We start from the raw sequence: 19,015 nt of genomic DNA, 5'->3' as shown, positions 1-19,015 counted from the left end.
CCGGGGCATCCCGCGGCCCGCGCCCGCGCGGCCCGCATCCCGGCCGTCACCCTGCCCCGCATCGGCCCCGAAGGCGCCGGCCGCGCCCGAGCGGCCCGCGCCCCGGCCGCCTTCCTACTACACGCCCTCGATGCGCGGGATGGTGGCGAAGCCCGCTTCAAGCTCCTCGTCGGTGGGCACGTGGTCGCACATCTCGCCGCGGTTGAACGCGTCGTAGGCTTTCATGTCGAAGTAACCCGTGCCCGTGAGGCCGAAGAGAATGGTCTTCGCCTCGCCCGTCCGCGCACAGCGACGCGCTTCCTCCATGGCCTGGAAGATGGCGTGCGCGCTCTCGGGCGCGGGCAGGATGGTCTCCAGACGCGCGAACTCCACGGCCGCCGCGAACACGTCGGTTTGGCGCACGGCCACCGCCTCCAAGCAGCCGTCGTGCTTGAGCTTGGACACGATGGGGCTCATGCCGTGGTAGCGCAGGCCGCCGGCGTGGTCGGGACTTGGCAGAAAGCCGTTGCCCAGCGTGTACATCTTCACAAGCGGGCAGGTGCGGCCCGTGTCGGCGAAGTCGTAGGCGTAGCGCCCGCGCGTGAGGCTCGGGCAGCTGGCGGGTTCCACGGCCATAAAGCGCGTGCCCAAACGCGCGCCCGTCAGCTTGTCGCGCATGAACGGCGCGATGAGGCCGGCCAGGTTCGACCCGCCGCCCGCGCAGCCGATGACGATGTCGGGGTACTCCCCCAGCTCCTCGAAGGCCGTGTAGCTCTCAAGCCCGATGACCGACTGGTGCAGCGCCACCTGGTTGAGCACCGACCCCAGCGCGTAGCGGCCCTTGTTGCCGGGCACGTTGAGCGCGCGCTCCACCGCCTCGGAGATGGCGGTGCCAAGCGACCCTGTGGAGTCGGGATGCTCGGCCAGCATCCTGCGGCCGATCTCGGTCGTGGCGGACGGCGAGGGCGTGACGTTGGCGTTGAACGTCTCCATGATGTTGCGGCGGAAGGGCTTCTGCTCGTAGGAGCACTTCACCATGAACACGTCCAGGTTCAACCCGAAATGCGCCGACGCCTCCGCAAGCGCCGTGCCCCACTGGCCCGCGCCCGTCTCGGTGGTGATGCCGGCAAGGTCCTGCGCCTTGGCGTAGTACGCCTGGGCGACGGCCGAGTTCAGCTTGTGCGAGCCGGAGGTGTTGTTGCCCTCGAACTTGTAGTAGATCTTCGCGGGCGTGCCCAAGGCGCGCTCCAGGTTGTAGGCGCGGCACAGCGGCGAGGGGCGGTAGATGCGGTACATCTCCAGCACCGGCTCGGGGATGTCGAAGTACGCCGCGTCGTCGTCAAGCTCTTGGCGCACCAGCTCGTCGCAGAACACGGGAGCCAGGTCATCATGTTGCGCCACCTGGCCGTTCGGCAGGCGGATGGGGTCGGGCTTCTCCGGCATGTCGGCGCGCAGGTTGTACCACCGCGCAGGTATCTGGTCCTCGCGCAGGTACAGGCGATGCGGTGCGTTCTCGGTCATGGCGGTTCCCTTTCCTTCGGTCGTGCGGCGCATCCGGCCGCGGTCCGTCCCTTCGTCCGCGCGACAAAAAAGAGCCCCCGGATCTCCGAGGGCTCTTCTGTGTTCATGTGCACGGAACAGAAGCCTATGCGAGACCCGGGTTCAAACTCTTCTGTTCCACCACCATGCGCGCGTCCGCCCCGTCGCAAGGGCGACGGCGGAGAAACGGGCTTTGTCGGCGCTGTGGAGCACGAAGGTCCCTTCGATGGTTCCGGGTACGCGGGCAAGTGTACCCTTCGCGCCTTTGTTTGGGAAGGGGGATGTCCGCGAACGGAGGGGGCGCGGGACGAAAGAGGAGAGAAAGGCGCGATCTCTGCCGTTTTCGGGGGTTTCGCTTGCCGAGGGCGTCCGAGGCGCACCGCCGGGGCGTGTTGTGAGACAATGGGGCGAAACACGACACGCATCGTACGAAAGGCGACACCATCCATGGATCTTGCCCCGAACCAAACCTTGCACGGCTTCACCGTGCGCACGCGCGAAAAGCTGCCGGAGATAGACGGCACCGCCTACGTGCTCGACCACGCCAAAAGCGGCGCGCAGCTGCTCTACCTTGCCAACGACGACCCGAACAAGACGTTCTCCATCTCCTTCAAGACGCCTCCCGCCGACGACACCGGCGTGTTCCACATCCTGGAGCACTCGGTGCTGTGCGGCAGCGACCGCTTCCCCGTCAAGGAGCCGTTCGTGAACCTGCTCAAAGGCTCCATGCAAACGTTTCTGAACGCCATGACCTTTCCGGACAAGACCATGTACCCGGTGGCCAGCACCAACGAGCAGGACCTGCTCAACCTCATGGACGTGTACCTGGACGCGGTGCTGCATCCCCTGATCTACCGCAAGCGCGCCATCTTCGAGCAGGAGGGCTGGCACGTGGAGCTTGCGGACGGCGAGGGGAACGAAGACGAGGGCGCGGCGGCAGGCGACGCGGCGGACAACAGCGCGGCGGGCGGCGAGGGCGGCAGCGCAGAAGCGGCGAAGGGCGGCCCGGGCGCGGCGGGCGCGGAAACGCCATCCCCCGCCGACGTCGCAGACGGTGCGGCGGCCCCCGGAGGCCCCGAGGGCGACGCGTCCCGCCTTCGCCTCAACGGCGTGGTGTACAACGAGATGAAAGGCGCGCTCTCCGACCCGAACTCCGTGCTCTACGACGAGCTGCAGGCGGCGCTCTTCCCCGACACGGCCTACCGCTTCGAGTCCGGCGGCACGCCGCGCGCCATCCCCGACCTCACCTACGAGCGGTTCCTGGAGGAGCACGCGCGCCACTACCGCACGGACAACAGCTACCTCACGCTCTACGGCGATCTGGACCTGGACCGCATGCTCGCGTTTTTGGACAAGCGCTACCTCTCGCCTGCGGCCGACGAGGCGGCGGCCCGCGATGCGGCGCGCGCGTCGGCGGGAGACGCGCCGCTGCGCCCCCGCGCGCTGACCGCTCAGGCGCCGGTGCGCGCCCTGGGCGTGCGCCGCACCATGGACACCGCCCCCGAGAACGCCTGCATGGGCCTGGCCTACGTCGTAGGCGAGGCGCACGAGCGCACCCGCGCGGTGGCCGCCGACATCCTTTTGGACGCCATCGCCGGCAGCAACGAGGCGCCGCTTAAGCGCGCGCTTCTGGACGCGGGGCTGGCCGACGACGCGAACGCGTTTTTAGCCGACGCGCTTCTGCAGCCCTTCGCGGTCATCCAGCTGCGCGGGCTTGCCGAAGGCGGCGCGCAGAGGTTTCGCGCCGTGGTCGAACGGACGCTTTCCGAGCTTGCGGACGGCGGGCTTGACCACGCGCTCGTGGAGGCGTCGCTTTCCCGCGCCGAGTTCGTCATGCGCGAGCGCGACTTCGGCATGGCCGACGGCGTGGCGCTTTCCATGGCGGCGCTTTCGGGCTGGCTCTACGACGACGAAGAGGCCACGTCCTACCTCAAGTACGAGGACGACTTCGCGTTTCTGCGCCGCGCGCTGACCGAAGGCTACTTCGAGGACCTCATCCGCAGCCTGTTTCTGGAGAACGGCCACATGGCCGAGGTGGAGGTGGTGCCCGCAGATAACGAGGAGGACTTCGAGGAGGCGCGCCTTGCCCGCATCGCGGCCGGCATGGGACCCGACGACTTCGCGCGCGTGGCTGCGGAGGAGGCCGAGCTGCGCCGCCTGCAGGAGGAGCCCGACTCGCCTCAGGCGCTCGCAACCCTGCCGCGCCTGACGGTATCCGACATCGGCCCCGCACCGGACGAGCCCGCCTACGGCCCGGCGCAGACGGAGGGCTCGTCCGTCGCCTGCCTGCGCCACGACATCCCCACGCGCGGCATCGCCTACGCCTACCGCTACTTCGACCTGGCGCGCGTGCCGTTCGAGGAGCTGCCCTATGTCGCCGTGCTGGCGATGGTGCTGGGCAAGCTGGGAACGGCCCGGCGCAGCGCCTCCGAACTGGACACGCTGGTGAACGGGGCGCTCGGCAATTTGAGCTTCTTCTGCGAGGTGCACGAGGACGCCGAGGACGCCAAAGCCGTGTCGCCCCGGTTCGCCGTGGGCGCAAGCGCGCTTTCGGAGAACGTCGCGCAACTGGCCTCCCTGCCGCGCGAAGTGCTGCTGGAGACCGACTTCTCCGACGCGGGCAAGATCAAAGACGTGCTGCAGCAGCGCCGCATCTCCATGGAGCAGGGATTCGCCGCCGCCGGCCACGCCAGCGCCATGGCGCGCCTGGGGTCGTACTACCTGCCCGCCGGCGTGGTGCGCGAGCAACTGGGGGGCGTGGGCTTCTACCGCTTCCTGAAAGGCCTGCTGGCGCGCTACGACGAATACGCGGGCGAGCTGAGCGAGCATCTGGCCGACCTGGCCGCGCGGCTGTTTGTGGACGACGGGTCGCTTGTGAGCTTCACCGGATCCGACGAGGACTTCGCCCTCTTCTGGGAGGAGGGCGGCGCGATCGGGCGCACGGGAGACGGCGCGGTGCGGCTGCGCGTGCCCGACCCCGTCGTGCGCAACGAGGCGTTCGCCGTGCCCTCCGACGTGTGCTACGCCGCGCAGGGCTTCGACCGCCGCGCGCTCGGCGCCGCCTACACGGGCGCGTGGCAGGTGGCGGCGCGGGCGCTGTCCTACGACTACCTGTGGAACGAGGTGCGCGTCAAGGGCGGCGCGTACGGCGCGGGCTTCCAAGCGGCGCGCACCGGCAACCTGCGCTTCTACTCCTACCGCGACCCGCACCTCGACGAGACGCTGGCGCGGTTCGCGGGCGCAGCCGACTGGCTTGCCGCCTTCGACCCCGCACCCGAGGAGATGGAAGGCTACGTGGTGAGCACGGTGGCCGCCTTCGACCAACCCCTCAAGCCCCGTCAGCTGGCGCGGCGCCAAGACGGCGACTGGTTTGGCGGGCGCACCCCGCGCATGCGGCTTGAAACGCGCGGGCAGATGCTGGCCGCACGCGCGCAGGACGTCCGAAACCTCGCCAGCCCCGTCGCCCGCGCCGTCGAACGGGGCGCGGCGTGCGCGTTCGGCAACCGCGACATCCTGGAGGGGTCGTCGGCCGGATTCGAGGTGATCGACCTGCTGAGCGAATGAGCGCCGGGGGAATCGGGACGCAGGCGCGGCGCCTTCGGGCTGCCGGGAGTCGGAAGCCTTCGAAACCCCGGGAGTCGGGCGCCTTCGGACCCTCCGAGGATCGGGCGCCTGCGAGGCTCGGGGATCGAGCGCACGCGGGCCTCAAGGATCGGGCGCCTTTGAGACTCGGGACCTGAACGCACGCGGGCCTCAAAGGCCAAGCGCCTTCGGGAGCCGGACGCCCGCGAAATCGGCCTCCATCCCGGTTTCGCGCGAACGCGGCCTTGACTCCCCCTTCGATAAATGATAGTAATACAGAGTCAAATGACGAGAGAGACGGAGTGAGCACATCATGTTGGAACTGAAAAACCTCGTGTTCGAGGTGCCCGTGCAGGAAGGGTCGAAGGAGACGAAGCGCATCATCGACGATCTGTCGCTTTCCATCCCCAACGACCGCTTCACGGTGATCACCGGCCCCAACGGCGGCGGCAAATCCACGCTCGCCAAGCTGATCATGGGCATCGAGCGCCCCACGAGCGGCAGCATCGTCTTCGACGGCGCCGACATCACGGACCTGTCCATCGCCGAGCGCGCGAAGCTGGGCATCGGCTACGGATTCCAGCAGCCCGCCCGCTTCAAGGGCATGAAGGTGAAGAAGCTTTTGGACATCGCCGCCGGACGAAAGCTGCCCATGCTCGCCTGCAACGAGTACCTGGCCCGCGTGGGCCTGTGCTCGGCCAGCTACCTCACGCGCGAGGTGGACAAGAGCCTCTCGGGCGGCGAGGTGAAGCGCATCGAGATCGCCACCATTCTGGCGCGCGACCCGAAGCTGGCCATCTACGACGAGCCGGAGGCGGGCATCGATCTGTGGAGCTTCGACCGCCTGACCGAGACGTTCCGCGACATCCATGAGGCGCGCGACGGGCGCTCCATCGTGATCATTTCGCACCAGGAGCGCATCATCCAGCTGGCCGACGAGATCGTGCTTCTGCGCGACGGCCGCGTGGAGGAGACGGGCGCGCCCGAGGAACTCATGCCGCGCCTCGGTTTCGTGGCCAAGGGCGTTCCCGGCTGCCAGCTGACCACCCCCACCGAGCTGCACCTCACCGAGATCCCCACCACCTGCTAGCCTGCGTCCGGCGCTGCGGCGCCGGACCGGGTTCGCGACGCCGTTGCGCCGAGCCGCCGAGCCAAGCGGACGGCGCGACGGCAACCGCGTCGGCGGATCGCACCGACAACCCGCCGGCGCAAAACCGCACGACCGGATCGCTTCGCCAAACCGTGCCGGCGAACCGCTTCGCCTAAACCGGTTCGCGAACGAATGTTTCACGTGAAACATTCCGCCGCAGCGCCATGCGCGCCGCGGACGCGACCCGCACCGACCAACCGACCAAGAAGGAGGCCGCCCATGGCCGTTGATCTGTCCCCCATCGACGAGAGCCTGCTCGCCGAGATAGCCAACATCCACGGCATGCCGAAAGGCGCGTTCAACATCCGCAAGGACGGGCAGCTCGTCGAGCGCCATTCCTCCGCGAACATCGAGATAGCCACCAAAACCGACAACCCCGGCATCGACATCCGCATCGCCGACGGCACCAAGGGCGAGACGGTGTACATCCCCGTCATCGTCACGCAGGCGGGCCTGAAGGACGTGGTGTACAACACGTTCTACATCGGCGAGGACTGCGACGTGACCATCGTCGCGGGCTGCGGCATCCACAACGAGAGCCACCAGGCGTCCGAGCACGACGGCATCCACACCTTCCACTGCGGCAAGAACAGCCGCGTGAAGTACGTGGAGAAGCACTACGGCGAGGGCAGCGGCACCGGCGAGCGCATCCTCAACCCCGTGACGAACGTCATCATGGACGAGAACGCCAACTGCGAGATGGAGCTTGTGCAGCTGCGCGGCGTGTCCTCCACGGTGCGCGACACCAACGCCGAGCTGGCCGCCGGCGCCAAGCTGGTGCTCATCGAGAAGCTGCTCACCCATGGCGACCAAACCGCCACCTCCAACATGAAGGTGGAACTCAAGGGCGATGACTCCAGCGTGCAGGTGATTTCGCGCTCGGTGGCGCAGGATAACTCCAAGCAAGTGTTCAACCCGCTCGTCATCGGCGAGGCGGCATGCCGCGGGCACGTGCAGTGCGACGCCATCATCATGGGCAACGCCAAGGTGACGGCCATCCCCGGCATCGAGGCCGCCAGCGAGGACGCCATGCTCGTGCACGAGGCCGCCATCGGCAAGATCGCCGGCGACCAGATCACCAAACTCATGACGCTCGGCCTCACCGAGGAGGAGGCCGAGGAGGAGATCCTCGAGGACTTCCTGAACTAGCTCTTCTGCCGCACGCGGCATCGCACGGCGACACAGCGCACGCGTGCCGTCCTCGTGCGGCACAGCGCACGCGGCATCGCCGTCGTGCGACGCCGCGTGCGAACCTCTTGCCGCCTGCACCGTTTGCGTGCGTCGCAGGCGGCGTCAGGCTCCGCGAACCCGCCCCGACCGACCTTCCGGTCAGGGCGGGTTTTTCGTACGAATGTTTCACGTGAAACATTCCAGGTTTTGCCCGCACGGCCGCACGCCCTCCCGAAACCGCAGATGGGCGACGCGCAACGCGCGGCAGCCTTTCCCCTGCGCAATCCCTATTCGCACATTGCGAAAACTCGCAAAAACACATACGGATGTTTCACGTGAAACATTTCGTTGCAATGCCGCACGATACTGCACCAATTGTTTCACGTGAAACATCCGTACGCGTAAACGCAAAGGGGCGGGAATGCTCGCAGCAATGCAGAACGGCAGGGGCACTCGCGAGAACGCGAAGCGAGCGGCCACGCGCCCACGGGAGTGCGACGAACGGCCAGATGCTCGCTGGGATGCGGCCGCTCGGATGCTTGCTGGGATGCGGCGGTCGAATGCTCGCCAGGCTGCGGAAAGCGCGGAGGGCCGTGTTCGCGCATGCCCGAGCGTTCGTGCGCGCCCGGCCCTTCGCCGGCTCCCTATTCGAACTCGTCCACGAAGTGCAGAATGACGGCGGCGCTCGTGGGAGTGCAACGCTCGCCCGGCAGCGTGCGCTCGCACACGGGAATGCCGCGCGCGATGATGGCGGCCGTGGCGGGCGCGGGGACGGCCAGCTCGCCGTGCGCGCACACGACGGTGCCCTCGCCTGTCTGCACGCGCGTGGCGCGCACGCGATCGGGAGAAAGCGCCTCCACGGCCAAGCAGATGGCCAGCACGTTCCTAAGCGCCTCTCCGTTCCCCACTTCGTGGAAGTGAGTCTGCTCCACCGAGCAGCCGTGCGCGGCGGCCTCGGCTTCGGCCAGAATGCGGTAGACCGCCCGCATGTCGGCCTTCGCGCGCTCGCTCGCCCGCAGCGCGTCGATGGTGGCGTTCACCTCCGCCAGATCGTGATGGTGGGAGTCGGGAACGCCCGCCGCGTCGGCCGCCGCCAGCACGGCGCCGCGCGCCTCCTCGGGCAGCTGCAAAAGAGCCTCGGCCAGAAGATGCCTTCGCGTAGCGTTTTCCTCAAGGTTCCAGAAAAGGGTCGTCATACGTTCCTCGCTTTCGCATGGTTGATCAGGTGCGCCTGGTAGCCCGCGCCGAAACCGTTGTCGATGTTGACCACCGACACCCCCGACGCGCACGAGTTGAGCATGGCCAGAAGCGCGGCCACCCCGCCGAAGCTGGCACCGTAGCCCACACTCGTCGGCACGGCGATGACCGGGCACGACGCCAGGCCGCCCACCACGCTGGCAAGCGCCCCCTCCATGCCGGCCACAGCCACCACCGCGCTCGCGGCGGCGATGTCGTCGGCGTGCGCGAGCAGGCGGTGGATGCCGGCCACGCCCACGTCGTAGAGCCTCACCACGCGGTTGCCCAGCATCTCGGCGGTCATCGCCGCTTCCTCGGCCACGGGCAAATCGCTCGTGCCGGCGGCGGCGATGACCACCGACCCGTTCCCGTCAGGCTCGGGAAGGCCGCCGAGGATGCCCAGGCGCGGCAGCGCATGATAGCGAAACGCGGCCTCCGAGAACGCGCCGCCCGCAAGCGCGCCAGCGCAAGGCCCGTCGCCCGCAGCCGCGCCGCCTTGGGACAGCAGGCGCTCAACCTCGCCGGCCTTCTCCTCGTCCAGGCGCGTGACGAGCACGCGCTCCTGCCCCCCCGCCGCAAGGGCCCGGCAGATGTCCGCTATCTGACCGGCCGTTTTGCCCGCGCCGTACACCACCTCCGACACGCCCTGGCGCACGCCGCGGTGGTGGTCCACCTTCGCCCAACCCAGATCCGTGAAGGGAGCCATGCGCAAGGCCAGCTCGGCCTCGTCGACGGACGCCTTCCCCTCCGCCACCCGCGCAAGCAGCGCGCGCAATTCCCGTGTCTCCATGCCGTCTTTCCGCCTTCCGTTCGTCCAACGCAACCATTGAATCACTTGGAGCGCGCTCCAAGTCAACCGATGAGCGAAAAACAATGCGGGGCGTCGTCCTCGGAAGCCGTCGGCCTTCCAAAGCGAATCGCCCCTGTGCCGCCGCATAGGGAAAGGCCCGCGGCGCGATTTCGCGTCGCGGGCCCTCGGCTCACCTTCCGCACACTGCGCGGGCTAGGCGGCGCTTTCGGATGGGGCGCCGGCTGCGCCCGGGGCGTCGGATTCGGTCGCAGAGCCCTCGGCAGCCCCGCCGTCTGTGCTCGGGGCGTCAGATTCGGCTTCGCCGTCCGCGCTCGGGGCGCCCTCCCCGGCCTCGGAGCCGGTCTCGCCGGAAGCCGCATCGGTCCCCGAGGAGGCCGACGACGTCGCGCCCGCGGTCAGGGGCGTGCTGGACAAATCGAGCGCCGTTCCAAGCCATTTCCGCTCGATGACCGCAACGGTGCCGTTGCCTTCGATCACGGCCAACGCGTCCGCCACGGCCTGCTTGAGCTCGGTGTTGCCGTCGAGCACGCCCACCGCGTACCCGCTCGGCTGCTGCATGAGCGCGACGATCTGCACCTCGTCGCCGGCGCTATGGGCGACGTACGTGCCGATGACGGCGTCGGCCGCAACGTAGTCCACCTGGCCCGACTCAAGGGCGGAAAACGCGCTCTTGAGGTCTTGCGTGGTGGTTATGCTGCCCTGGTCGAACTCGTTGGTGACCGCCCACGCGCTTTTGGAAGACACCTGAGCCGCAACGGAGGGCTGCGAGGCGTTCGTGGGCACCGTCGCGTTGGAGGGCGTGGAGAACAGGGCCACCGCAGTGGGAAGGTAGGCCTGGGAAGTCCAGAACGAGGCGTCGGAATCGGAGGTGTCCACGCCCATGACCACGTCGACCGTTCCTTCGGTCAGGGCCGTTTCGGGATCGGACCCCACGTCAACCACCTCGAGCTTCAGCCCCAGGGCATCGGCCAAGGCCGCGGCCACATCCACGTCCACACCGACGATCTTGGCGGAACCGGACGGCTGACCGGCCAAAGGAGCGCTGTCGGTGTTCACTCCCACCCGCAGCACGCCCTCCTGGCCTATGGCCGGCGTGGAAACCGTGGGCACCGCCTCGGGAGGCGCGTAGGATTGCTGTGACGAACAGCCCGCCATACCGGCGGCCAAAACCGCCGCGCACGCGATTGCGATGCCGCAGGACGCGAGCGCCTTCAAACGCTTCATAACCGGAATGCCTCCATCTGCCGTTTGCTTCGACGAAAACGCCTCTTCCGACTGACCTAGTCTTTGCCCCCACACCCGCGCACCGGAGCCGAGCTTGCGCCCGTCGCCCTCTCGCCCGCCGCGACCGGATGCCGCGTGTTCAGACGGGCGGTGCGACTTACCTCTAGGATACGCCATGATCGCCGCGCAACGCGGCTTACGTGGGTCCTTTCGACCGCATCTGCCGTGGACTAGGGCTCGAACCACCGCCGAACCCGCAACTACAGACTCGAAAGAAGCACGGTTAGTGTAGCAGATGCGCCATCCGCCCGAAAGCGTGCGGCGGGAATCTGCTCAATACCTCGGAAAGCCGAGAGGGCGGAAAACGCGCGGGTGGGCGCGGACCAAGCGCGGGTTGGACGCGGACCAAGCACGAGGCGCATGCCGAGCGCACGAGATAAGCGGGTCAATCGCCGAGCGCACGCTGGATGGGCGCCGAACGCGCGTCGGACGCGCGCCAGGTCCGCGCTGGACGCGCGCCAAGTTCGCGTCGGATCCGCATCAAACGCGCGTCGGACACGCGTCAGATCCACGCTGGATCCGCGAAAGAACGAAGCGAAGGCGCACTGGAAAACGGGAAGCTCCGCGCAAGGGCCTCCGTGGTAGCATCGGAACATGACGCCGAGCGCGCACATACCGTCCGAAACGCCGTCGCGCGCAAAGCGCTCCCTTCGGCGCGCCCGGCCCGCGCGTCGGCAACCTCCTCTGCGTCAAAACGCGCTCCGCCGCACAGCTCGCACGGCGGGCCTGTACGCGCAGGGAGCCGCCGAGGCCGTGGCGGAGACGCTGTGGCCCACCCGCTGCGCCGTCTGCGACGAGCCGGGGGACGTCCTGTGCGCACGCTGCGAGGCGCGCCTTTGCCACCTGGACTGGTGGCGCGCCTGCCCGCGATGCGGAGCGCCGTTCGGCCGCGTGCAATGCACCGAGTGCAACGCCGTGATGATGGGGGCGGCAGGCCGCGAGGAGCTTTCATACGACGGGTGCGCGAGCGCCGTCATCTTCGACGACGCGGCGGCGCGCATCGTCCGCACCTGGAAGGACGCGGGAGAACGCCGGTTGGCGGGGGTCATGGCAAAGCTCATGGCCCCCATCCCCTCCCCGGAGTGGCTGGCCGCGCGCCCTGCGGTGGTCCCCATCCCGGCCACCTCCGCCGCACGGCGGCGACGGGGGTTCGACCACGGAGAGGAGCTTGCCCGCGCAACGGCCGCCCTGCTCGGGCTGGAAACCGCCCCGGCGCTCGCGCGCCCGCGCGCAAACGATCAGCGCGCGCTCTCGCGACGCGAACGGCTCGAGAACATGGAGGGGAGGTTCCGCGTGCTGCCCGGAGCCTGCGCGCCCCCGCACGCGCTCGTCGTGGACGACGTGTGCACCACGGGCGCCACGCTGCTCGCCGCCGCCGACGCCCTGCGGGCGGCCGGATCAGGCACCGTGCGCTGCCTTACCTTCGCGCGCGTCTGGTAGCACAACCCCGCGACCGGCGAGGACCCAGGCGCCCCGCCGGCGCCCGCATGCGCTACAGCGAGCGCTTGTGCGCGTCGGCAGCGGCCTCGGAGAACTCCGAAACATCCACCGAGATGCTGTGCTGGATGGGCTTCCACTTGCACTTCTTCACCAGCGCCACCAGCGCTATGGGCACGTAGGTGAGCATGAAGAAGGGGAAGGTGAACATGTAAAGCACCTTCTTGCCCGTGGTGGAGCGGATGGAATCCCATTCCACGAACGTGGTGAGCACGCCGAACATGAACATGAACACCAGGTAGTTCATCAGGCAGAAGAAGATGGACGACACCGACGAGGCCACCATGACGCCCGTGGACATAAGCCCCATGGAAGCCAGGGCCAAGATGATGGCGTTGAACGTCACCGAAACGATGGTCAGCAGCATGCCCGGCGCAATGGTCATGAGCATGTCGTAGCACGCGAAGCGCGAGCCTTTGGGGTTGGTGGCTATGCCCTTGGCCAGGCGCGCGCCGTAGTGCCAAAACACCTGGTAAAAGCCCTTCGCCCAGCGGAAGCGCTGGTTCCACGAGTCACGGAACGTCGTAGGCTGCTCGTCGTAGAGGATGGCCGTGGGGCAGTAGCTGATGCGACGCCCCTCCAGGATGCTGCTCGCGGAGAACTCGATGTCCTCGGTGAGCAGGTGCCATTTCCACCCGCCGTGCTTCTCTATGATGTCGGCGGCCACGAAAAAGCCCGTGCCCGACACCGCGCAGCTGGTGTTGAGCGTGAGGCGGGCCTGGTTGAGGAACTTCGCCTCGCGCAAAAACCACACGGCGTAGCCGGCGCTGATCCAGTTGGAGTCGTAGTTTTTGGAGTTGCGGTAGCTGGTGGAGGCGACGGCCCCGTTGTCGAAGGTCTTGTTCATCTCGCGGAAGTAGTTCACGTCCAGCACGTTGTCGGCGTCGAACACGAAATAGGCCTCGTAGCCGCGGTCGGCGTACTGCTCGCGGATGACCTGGAAGCCGTAGTCGAGCGCGTAGCCCTTCCCCACCTCCTTGTCGTTCGCCCGGGGGAACACGGTGGCTCCGGCCTCGCGCGCGACCCGCGCCGTGTCGTCGGTGCAGTTGTCGGCGATCACGAACACGTCGATGAGCTCAGAAGGGTAGTTCTGCACCTTGATGGAGTGGATGAGGTCGCCGATGACGGCGGCTTCGTTGCGCGCCGACACCACGACGGCGAACTTGTGGTTGCGCTTCGCGACAAGCTCCCGGGGCTTGCGGGTGAGCACCACGAACACGTAGTAGAGTTGATAGGTGTAGCAGATCGTGAACGCGATGAACACGCAGAAGTTGAACACGTCAACGAAGGAAATCTGCGAGAAAAACTGGTCCAGCACCTTTGCTCCTTTATCGGCCCCCAGCGGAAGCGCACTGCTCACGCCGCCCCCATGCCAGCAGGGCGCACACCAAACTCGTGAAAGTATAGCGACTTGCGCGGCACATGGGGCCAAAAGGCGCTCCTCCGTTACCTTTTCTTCTGGTTTTACCCGGAGAAAACACCGTTCTTCACACAGATTCTGCATATGGCCTCCATATTAGAGCGGACGGGCCGTGCGGGCGCATCGGCCCTGTGATACCCTTGTCACCCGCAACGAGTCGAAATCCCCTACCCAAAAGACGGAGGCATCCCTTGAACCACGACATCAAGGACATCAACCTGGCCGACGCCGGCCTCGCCCGCATCCTATGGGCCGACCGCGACATGCCCGTGCTCGCGTCCATCCGCGAGCGCTTCGAACGCGAGCGCCCGCTTGAGGGCGTGCGCATCGGCGCGTGCATGCACGTGACCACCGAGACCGCCAACCTCATGCGCGCGCTCAAGGCGGCGGGCGCCCAGGTGGCGCTCTGCGCCTCGAACCCGCTGTCCACCCAGGACGACACGGCAGCCGCACTCGTGCGCGACTTCGGCGTGGAGGTGTTCGCCATCGCCGGGGAGGACGCGCAAACCTACAACCGCCACATCGAGGCCGTCATAGCCACCAACCCGCAGATCGTCATGGACGACGGGGCCGATTTGGACACCGCTTTGCACACGCGCTTCCCCGAGCAGCTCAAAGGCGTGATCGGCGGCACCGAGGAGACGACCACGGGCGTGGTGCGCCTGGCCGCCATGGCCGCCGACGGCACGCTTTCCTACCCTGTGTTCAACATCAACGACGCCAACACCAAGCACTGCTTCGACAACCACTACGGCACGGGCCAGTCCACCTTGGACGGCATCATCCGCGCCACCAACCGCCTGATGTGCGGGCGCACCATCGTGGTGTCGGGCTACGGCTACTGCGGAAGCGGCCTGGCCCTGCGCGCCAAAGGCATGGGCATGCGCGTGATCGTGTGCGAGGTGGACCCCTTAAAGGCGCTCGAGGCCCACATGGAGGGCTACGAGGTGATGCCCGCCGCCGAGGCCGCCCGCTTCGCCGATGTGTGGGTGACCGTGACCGGCAACTGCAAGGTCATCGACGGACCCGCGTTCGAGAACATGAAAGACGGCGCCATCATCTGCAACTCCGGGCACTTCGACTCCGAGATCAACATCGGCTGGCTGGAGGAGCACGCCGTGAAGAAGGAGGAGCTAAAGCCCCTGGTGGAGGAGTACACGCTCGCCGACGGGCGCACGGTGGTGCTGCTGGCCCAGGGGCGTCTTGTGAACCTGAGCTGCGCCGAAGGGCACCCGGCGTCGGTGATGGACATGAGCTTCGCCAACCAGATCATGGCCGCCGAGTACCTGTACGCGCACGCCGGCGAGCTGGAGAACAAGGTGTATAACGTGCCGGCGGAGATAGACGACGGCATCGCCCGCGTGAAGCTGGAGACGCTCGGCATTGCGATAGATGTGCTCACCGAAGAGCAGATCGCCTACATGAGCTCCTGGAACTTCGACCAGGCATAAGGGTTCACCGCCGCTTGCCCCCGCCGCCGCTTGCCGGCGCGGGGGCTGATCGGGAGCCGGCGTCATGCCGACTCCCGACACAGCTCCCGAACGGATTCGAGAAACGCGGAGGCGGCGGCGGAAAGGTCGCGAGCCTTCTTCCACACGATGCCGCACTCCGATTCGGTCGGCGGATCGAGCGGCCGAAAGCACAGCCCCTGCGACCCGCTGACCCGAAACTGGTCTTCGTACGTGAACGCGTACGCCATGCCGTACAGGGACAGCATGTTGATCATGGACGATCCCGCGTTGAACGTGGCAACTTGGCGCATCTTGTCAAACGAGTCGCCCGCCCAATCCCGCAACACGCCCGCCTTGATCACTTGGCGCGAGCACAGGATGGGCCTGCCTTCAAGATCGGAAGGGAGAATGGAGGTGCGCAAGGCCAACGGATCGTCCTCGCGCACGACCACGCCCCATGTGTCCGACACCGGCATCATGAGCTGCCGGTAACCGGGCCGCCCCACCACCTCGCTTTCCACGATGAAATCCAAAAGCCCCGTGTCAAGCCTCTCGAACAGATCCCCCGTCGAACCGGTGAACAGGTGGAACTGCACATCGGGATAACGATCAAGCACATGCATCATCGCCATGGTGACAATCCTCATGGCGGCGGGCTCCCCATGCCCGATGAACACCCCGCCAGACACCTGCGATCCGGCCGAGGAAAGCTCGCGCTCGGCCTCCTCAACCAGATCGACCACCGATTCGGCGTATCGAAGGAGCACGCGGCCCTTTTCGGTGAGCTTCACATGGCGCCCCTCCTTCACGTACAGCGGCGCACCCACCTGCTTTTCGAGGTTGATGAGCTGCCGAGAGAGCGTCGGCTGGGTGAGATGAAGAGACTTCGCCGCGCCCAAAACGGTCCCCTCCCGAACGAACGCGCGAAAGTACCTCAGGGCCTGGATGTCGAGATGCGGCTTCGGCGAGTCAACTGAAGGCATCGCCCCTCCTTATCTTTTATGTTTTCCCTCTTCAAGTCCATAGTATGCCTTATCGCTATACAAAACAACTCGATATGGGCATTTGCTTTGCGCATGGGCGCCCCCCAATAATCTAGTCGAAAGCCGCAAGGCGAAAGACGGGAGGGGCGCCAAAGTGGCGCCCGCAGAAACAGGAGGGACGCAATGAGCACCATCCCCATCTCAAGACGGAGCTTCGTGGCGGCGGCCGCAGCAGCAAGCGCGGCGGTGATCGCAACCGGCTGCAGCCCAGAAAACGAGCTGCGCGCGGTCGAGGCCGATAGGCCCACGCAGGGGGTTTCCGCCGACGGACACCGCCTTGACGCGGAGTTCGATCCGACCATGCAGGGCGAGTGGGTGACCGTGCCCTGCTGGCACAACTGCGGAGGCAGCCGCTGCATGCTGCGCGCCTACACCGTGGACGGCATCGTGACGCGCGTGAAAACCGACGACACGCACGAGGACACCTTCGAACTGCCCCAGCAGCGCGCCTGCCCGCGCGGCCGCGCGCAACGCCAGCATCTGTTCGGCGCCGACCGCATCAAGTACCCCATGAAGCGCGTGCACTGGCAGCCGGGCGGGGGCGAGAACATCCACGGAGAGTTGCGCGGCAAAGACGAGTGGGAGCGCATCTCGTGGGACGAGGCGTGCGAGATGATCGCGCAGGAGGTTGACCGGATCTACGCGGAGTACGGAAACCGGTCCATCATGATCGGCGGTTACGCGGGGGCGCAGCTCGAAAACGTGCTCGACCAGCTGGGAGGCCATATCCCGTTCCTCAATTCGAACTCGTACGGCTCCTACTTCGTCGGCACGCCGAACTTGGGGATCACCTACGCCATCAACCCCGACATCAACGGGTCGAACGACCGGCTCGACCTGCTGAACGCCGACACCATCGTGCTGTATTCGGCGAATCCGGCCTGGTGCTCGGCGGGCAACCCCATGTATCACTTCATGCGCGCCAAGGAGAACGGAACCGAGTTCGTGTACGTGGGACCCGACTACAACTTCTCGGCCTCCACGCTTGACGCGCGCTGGATACGGGTGCGACCCGGCAGCGACACCGCGTTCCTTTTGGCCGTCGCCTACGTGATGATCACCGAAGACGAGGACGGCTCCATCCTCGATTGGGATTTCCTGCATCGGTGCTGCGTGGGCTTCGACGCCCAGAGCATGCCCGCAGACGCCACCGTCAACGAGAATTTCCACGACTACGTGCTGGGCGTCTACGACGGCCAGCCGAAGACCCCCCAGTGGGCCACCGAGTACTGCGGCACGCCGATCGAGGACATCGAATGGTACGCCCGCCTGCAAGCCAAAGACAACAACGTCATGAACCTGCACAGCTACGCGGCGGCACGCTACAACGGGGCGGAGTACTTCCCGCAGCTGTTCCTTACCATCGGCTGCATGGGAGGCCACCTGGGAAAGCCGGGCAACGCCACCGGCGGCATCTTCAGCTTCTCGGCGGGCAACTCCGGCGAGGCCATTGTGCAGTGCGGCGCACCCCTGCCCGATCTGGCATCCATGACCACGGGAAACAGTGCCATCGGCACGCTCACCATAGCCAACCCCAACGACGACGCCATCACCGGACCCGAGATGTGGTCGGCCGTGCTCAAGGGAAGCTACCGCTACATGGGAACCATCAGCTACGCCGACGGATCGTCCTCCATCGTTGAACCCGAAGAGCGCGACATCAACATCCGCGCGTACTTCGCCCAGAACAACGAGGGCTTCTCCACCAATATGGACATCAACAAGGCCATCGAGGTGTTCCGCGGGCTCGACCTGGTGGTGTGCCACACCTGGCAGTTCCGCCCCACGGCGCAGTATTCGGACATCGTGCTGCCCTGCACGACGCGCTGGGAGAACGCCGAATACGAAACGGGTATGATAAACACGCAGATCAACCGTGATTTCATGCTCATACCGGGCACCGTGTGCGAACCCTTGTACGAAGCGAAGAGCGATCGTCAATTCGTGGAGCTGCTCGCAACGAAGTGCGGTTTGGACCCGAGCGAGTTCTACACCCGCTCCGACGCGCAACGTCGCTTCGACGCCGTGCTGACCTCCACCATCCGCACCGAAGACGGCACGGACATACAGCCCCTCGTCACCGTCACGCAGGAGAAGATAGACGAGCTGGGCCTTGAAGGAGAGCCGCAGCAAGGCGTCATCGACTACGACGAGTTCATCAAGACCGGCAGCTACCAGGTGCCCCGCCGCGAGGACGACAACTGGACATGGATCGCCTACCAAGATTTCGTCGCGGATCCCGAGGCTCATCCGCTCCCTTCGAGAAGCGGCAAATTCGAGATCTACTGCCAGTCGCGCGCCGACATACTCAACCTCATGGGCGTGTCCGCGCACGAGTTCAAGCCCTACCCCGTGTTCTTGCAGTCGCAGGACAACTACGAGGCGACGTTTTCCGATTGGGGCGCCAAGACCAAGGGCGACTACCCGCTGCAGTGCTTCCAGCCCCACTATCTGCGCCGCGCGCACACCATCCTCGAGAACACCCCGTGGTTGCGCGAAGCGTACGCAAACCCGTTTTACATGAACAGCAAAGACGCCGCCGAGCGGGGGCTTGCCGACGGAGACCCCGTGCTGGTGACCAGCCCGTACGGCAAGGTGGTGCGCCATCTTTCCATCGACGACTGCTTCATGGAGGGTGTTTGCGCCATCCCCCACGGCGGCTGGGTGGAGATGGACGAGGAGACCGGCATCGACTTCGGCTCCTCCGACAGCACGCTCAACGGATCGTACTTCGCCGAGTCACTGGTTATGGGATTCAACTCCGTGGTTGTGCAGGTGGAGAAGTTCGAAGGACGCGAAGTGCCAGCCGACCTGGACAAGCCGCTTCCGTACCCGACCGTTGTCAACGAGTAG

12 protein-coding genes are annotated in these 19,015 nt (G+C 66.6%); 6 read left to right on the top strand and 6 right to left on the bottom strand.

What is annotated here, in order from left to right:
- Positions 1 to 117: 117 nt before the first annotated feature.
- Positions 118 to 1,500, bottom strand: coding sequence for a TrpB-like pyridoxal phosphate-dependent enzyme (locus ACWKY3_RS04345; protein ID WP_449315194.1), 1,383 nt, complete (start codon positions 1,498 to 1,500; stop codon positions 118 to 120).
- Positions 1,501 to 1,965: 465 nt separating this feature from the next.
- Here ACWKY3_RS04345 and ACWKY3_RS04340 point away from each other — a divergent pair, with 465 nt between their 5' ends.
- The 3 genes from ACWKY3_RS04340 to ACWKY3_RS04330 all read left to right on the top strand — a co-directional run bounded on the left by ACWKY3_RS04340 (position 1,966) and on the right by ACWKY3_RS04330 (position 7,399).
- Positions 1,966 to 5,082 carry an insulinase family protein gene (locus ACWKY3_RS04340; RefSeq protein ID WP_449315193.1) on the top strand — a complete coding sequence of 1,039 codons (3,117 nt, stop codon included), beginning with the start codon at positions 1,966 to 1,968 and terminating at the stop codon, positions 5,080 to 5,082.
- A 331-nt stretch (positions 5,083 to 5,413) separates the two neighbouring features.
- A complete protein-coding gene (locus tag ACWKY3_RS04335; RefSeq protein WP_449315192.1) occupies positions 5,414 to 6,190 on the top strand; it encodes an ATP-binding cassette domain-containing protein in 777 nt (258 codons plus the stop codon).
- Positions 6,191 to 6,469: 279 nt separating this feature from the next.
- Positions 6,470 to 7,399 carry a SufB/SufD family protein gene (locus ACWKY3_RS04330; RefSeq protein WP_449315191.1) on the top strand — a complete coding sequence of 310 codons (930 nt, stop codon included), beginning with the start codon at positions 6,470 to 6,472 and terminating at the stop codon, positions 7,397 to 7,399.
- A gap of 665 nt (positions 7,400 to 8,064) precedes the next feature.
- On the opposite strand, the gene larC is transcribed toward ACWKY3_RS04330, so the two are convergent.
- From larC to ACWKY3_RS04315, 3 genes are all read right to left on the bottom strand, one after another.
- The gene (larC, locus tag ACWKY3_RS04325; protein ID WP_449315190.1) at positions 8,065 to 8,616 is read right to left on the bottom strand and encodes a nickel insertion protein; all 552 of its coding nucleotides are present in this window, start codon (positions 8,614 to 8,616) and stop codon (positions 8,065 to 8,067) included.
- Positions 8,613 to 9,446, bottom strand: a complete 834-nt coding sequence (gene larB, locus ACWKY3_RS04320; protein ID WP_449315189.1) for a nickel pincer cofactor biosynthesis protein LarB — start codon at positions 9,444 to 9,446, stop codon at positions 8,613 to 8,615. The genes larC and larB overlap by 4 nt, the downstream gene beginning before the upstream one ends.
- A gap of 213 nt (positions 9,447 to 9,659) precedes the next feature.
- A complete protein-coding gene (locus ACWKY3_RS04315) occupies positions 9,660 to 10,691 on the bottom strand; it encodes a substrate-binding periplasmic protein (RefSeq protein ID WP_449315188.1) in 1,032 nt (343 codons plus the stop codon).
- 813 nt (positions 10,692 to 11,504) lie between these two features.
- On the opposite strand from ACWKY3_RS04315, the gene ACWKY3_RS04310 reads away from it, so the two are divergent.
- Positions 11,505 to 12,191: a phosphoribosyltransferase family protein gene (locus tag ACWKY3_RS04310; protein WP_449315187.1), complete on the top strand. Its 687-nt coding sequence runs from the start codon at positions 11,505 to 11,507 to the stop codon at positions 12,189 to 12,191.
- Between the two features lie 52 nt (positions 12,192 to 12,243).
- Here ACWKY3_RS04310 and ACWKY3_RS04305 read toward each other — a convergent pair whose 3' ends face one another.
- Complete coding sequence (locus ACWKY3_RS04305) at positions 12,244 to 13,566, bottom strand: glycosyltransferase family 2 protein (RefSeq protein ID WP_449315186.1); 1,323 nt, start codon at positions 13,564 to 13,566, stop codon at positions 12,244 to 12,246.
- Between the two features lie 293 nt (positions 13,567 to 13,859).
- On the opposite strand from ACWKY3_RS04305, the gene ahcY reads away from it, so the two are divergent.
- Positions 13,860 to 15,119 carry an adenosylhomocysteinase gene (gene ahcY, locus ACWKY3_RS04300; RefSeq protein ID WP_449315185.1) on the top strand — a complete coding sequence of 420 codons (1,260 nt, stop codon included), beginning with the start codon at positions 13,860 to 13,862 and terminating at the stop codon, positions 15,117 to 15,119.
- A 62-nt stretch (positions 15,120 to 15,181) separates the two neighbouring features.
- On the opposite strand, the gene ACWKY3_RS04295 is transcribed toward ahcY, so the two are convergent.
- Positions 15,182 to 16,102 (bottom strand): LysR family transcriptional regulator, encoded by a 921-nt coding sequence (locus ACWKY3_RS04295; RefSeq protein WP_449315184.1) that lies wholly within the window; start codon positions 16,100 to 16,102, stop codon positions 15,182 to 15,184.
- Positions 16,103 to 16,285: 183 nt separating this feature from the next.
- On the opposite strand from ACWKY3_RS04295, the gene ACWKY3_RS04290 reads away from it, so the two are divergent.
- On the top strand, positions 16,286 to 19,015 hold the full coding sequence (locus ACWKY3_RS04290) for a molybdopterin-dependent oxidoreductase (protein WP_449315183.1): 2,730 nt from the start codon (positions 16,286 to 16,288) through the stop codon (positions 19,013 to 19,015).

The sequence above is a fragment of the Rubneribacter sp. genome (genome assembly GCF_965361815.1).
This window is presented reverse-complemented; position numbering and strand designations above follow the sequence as displayed.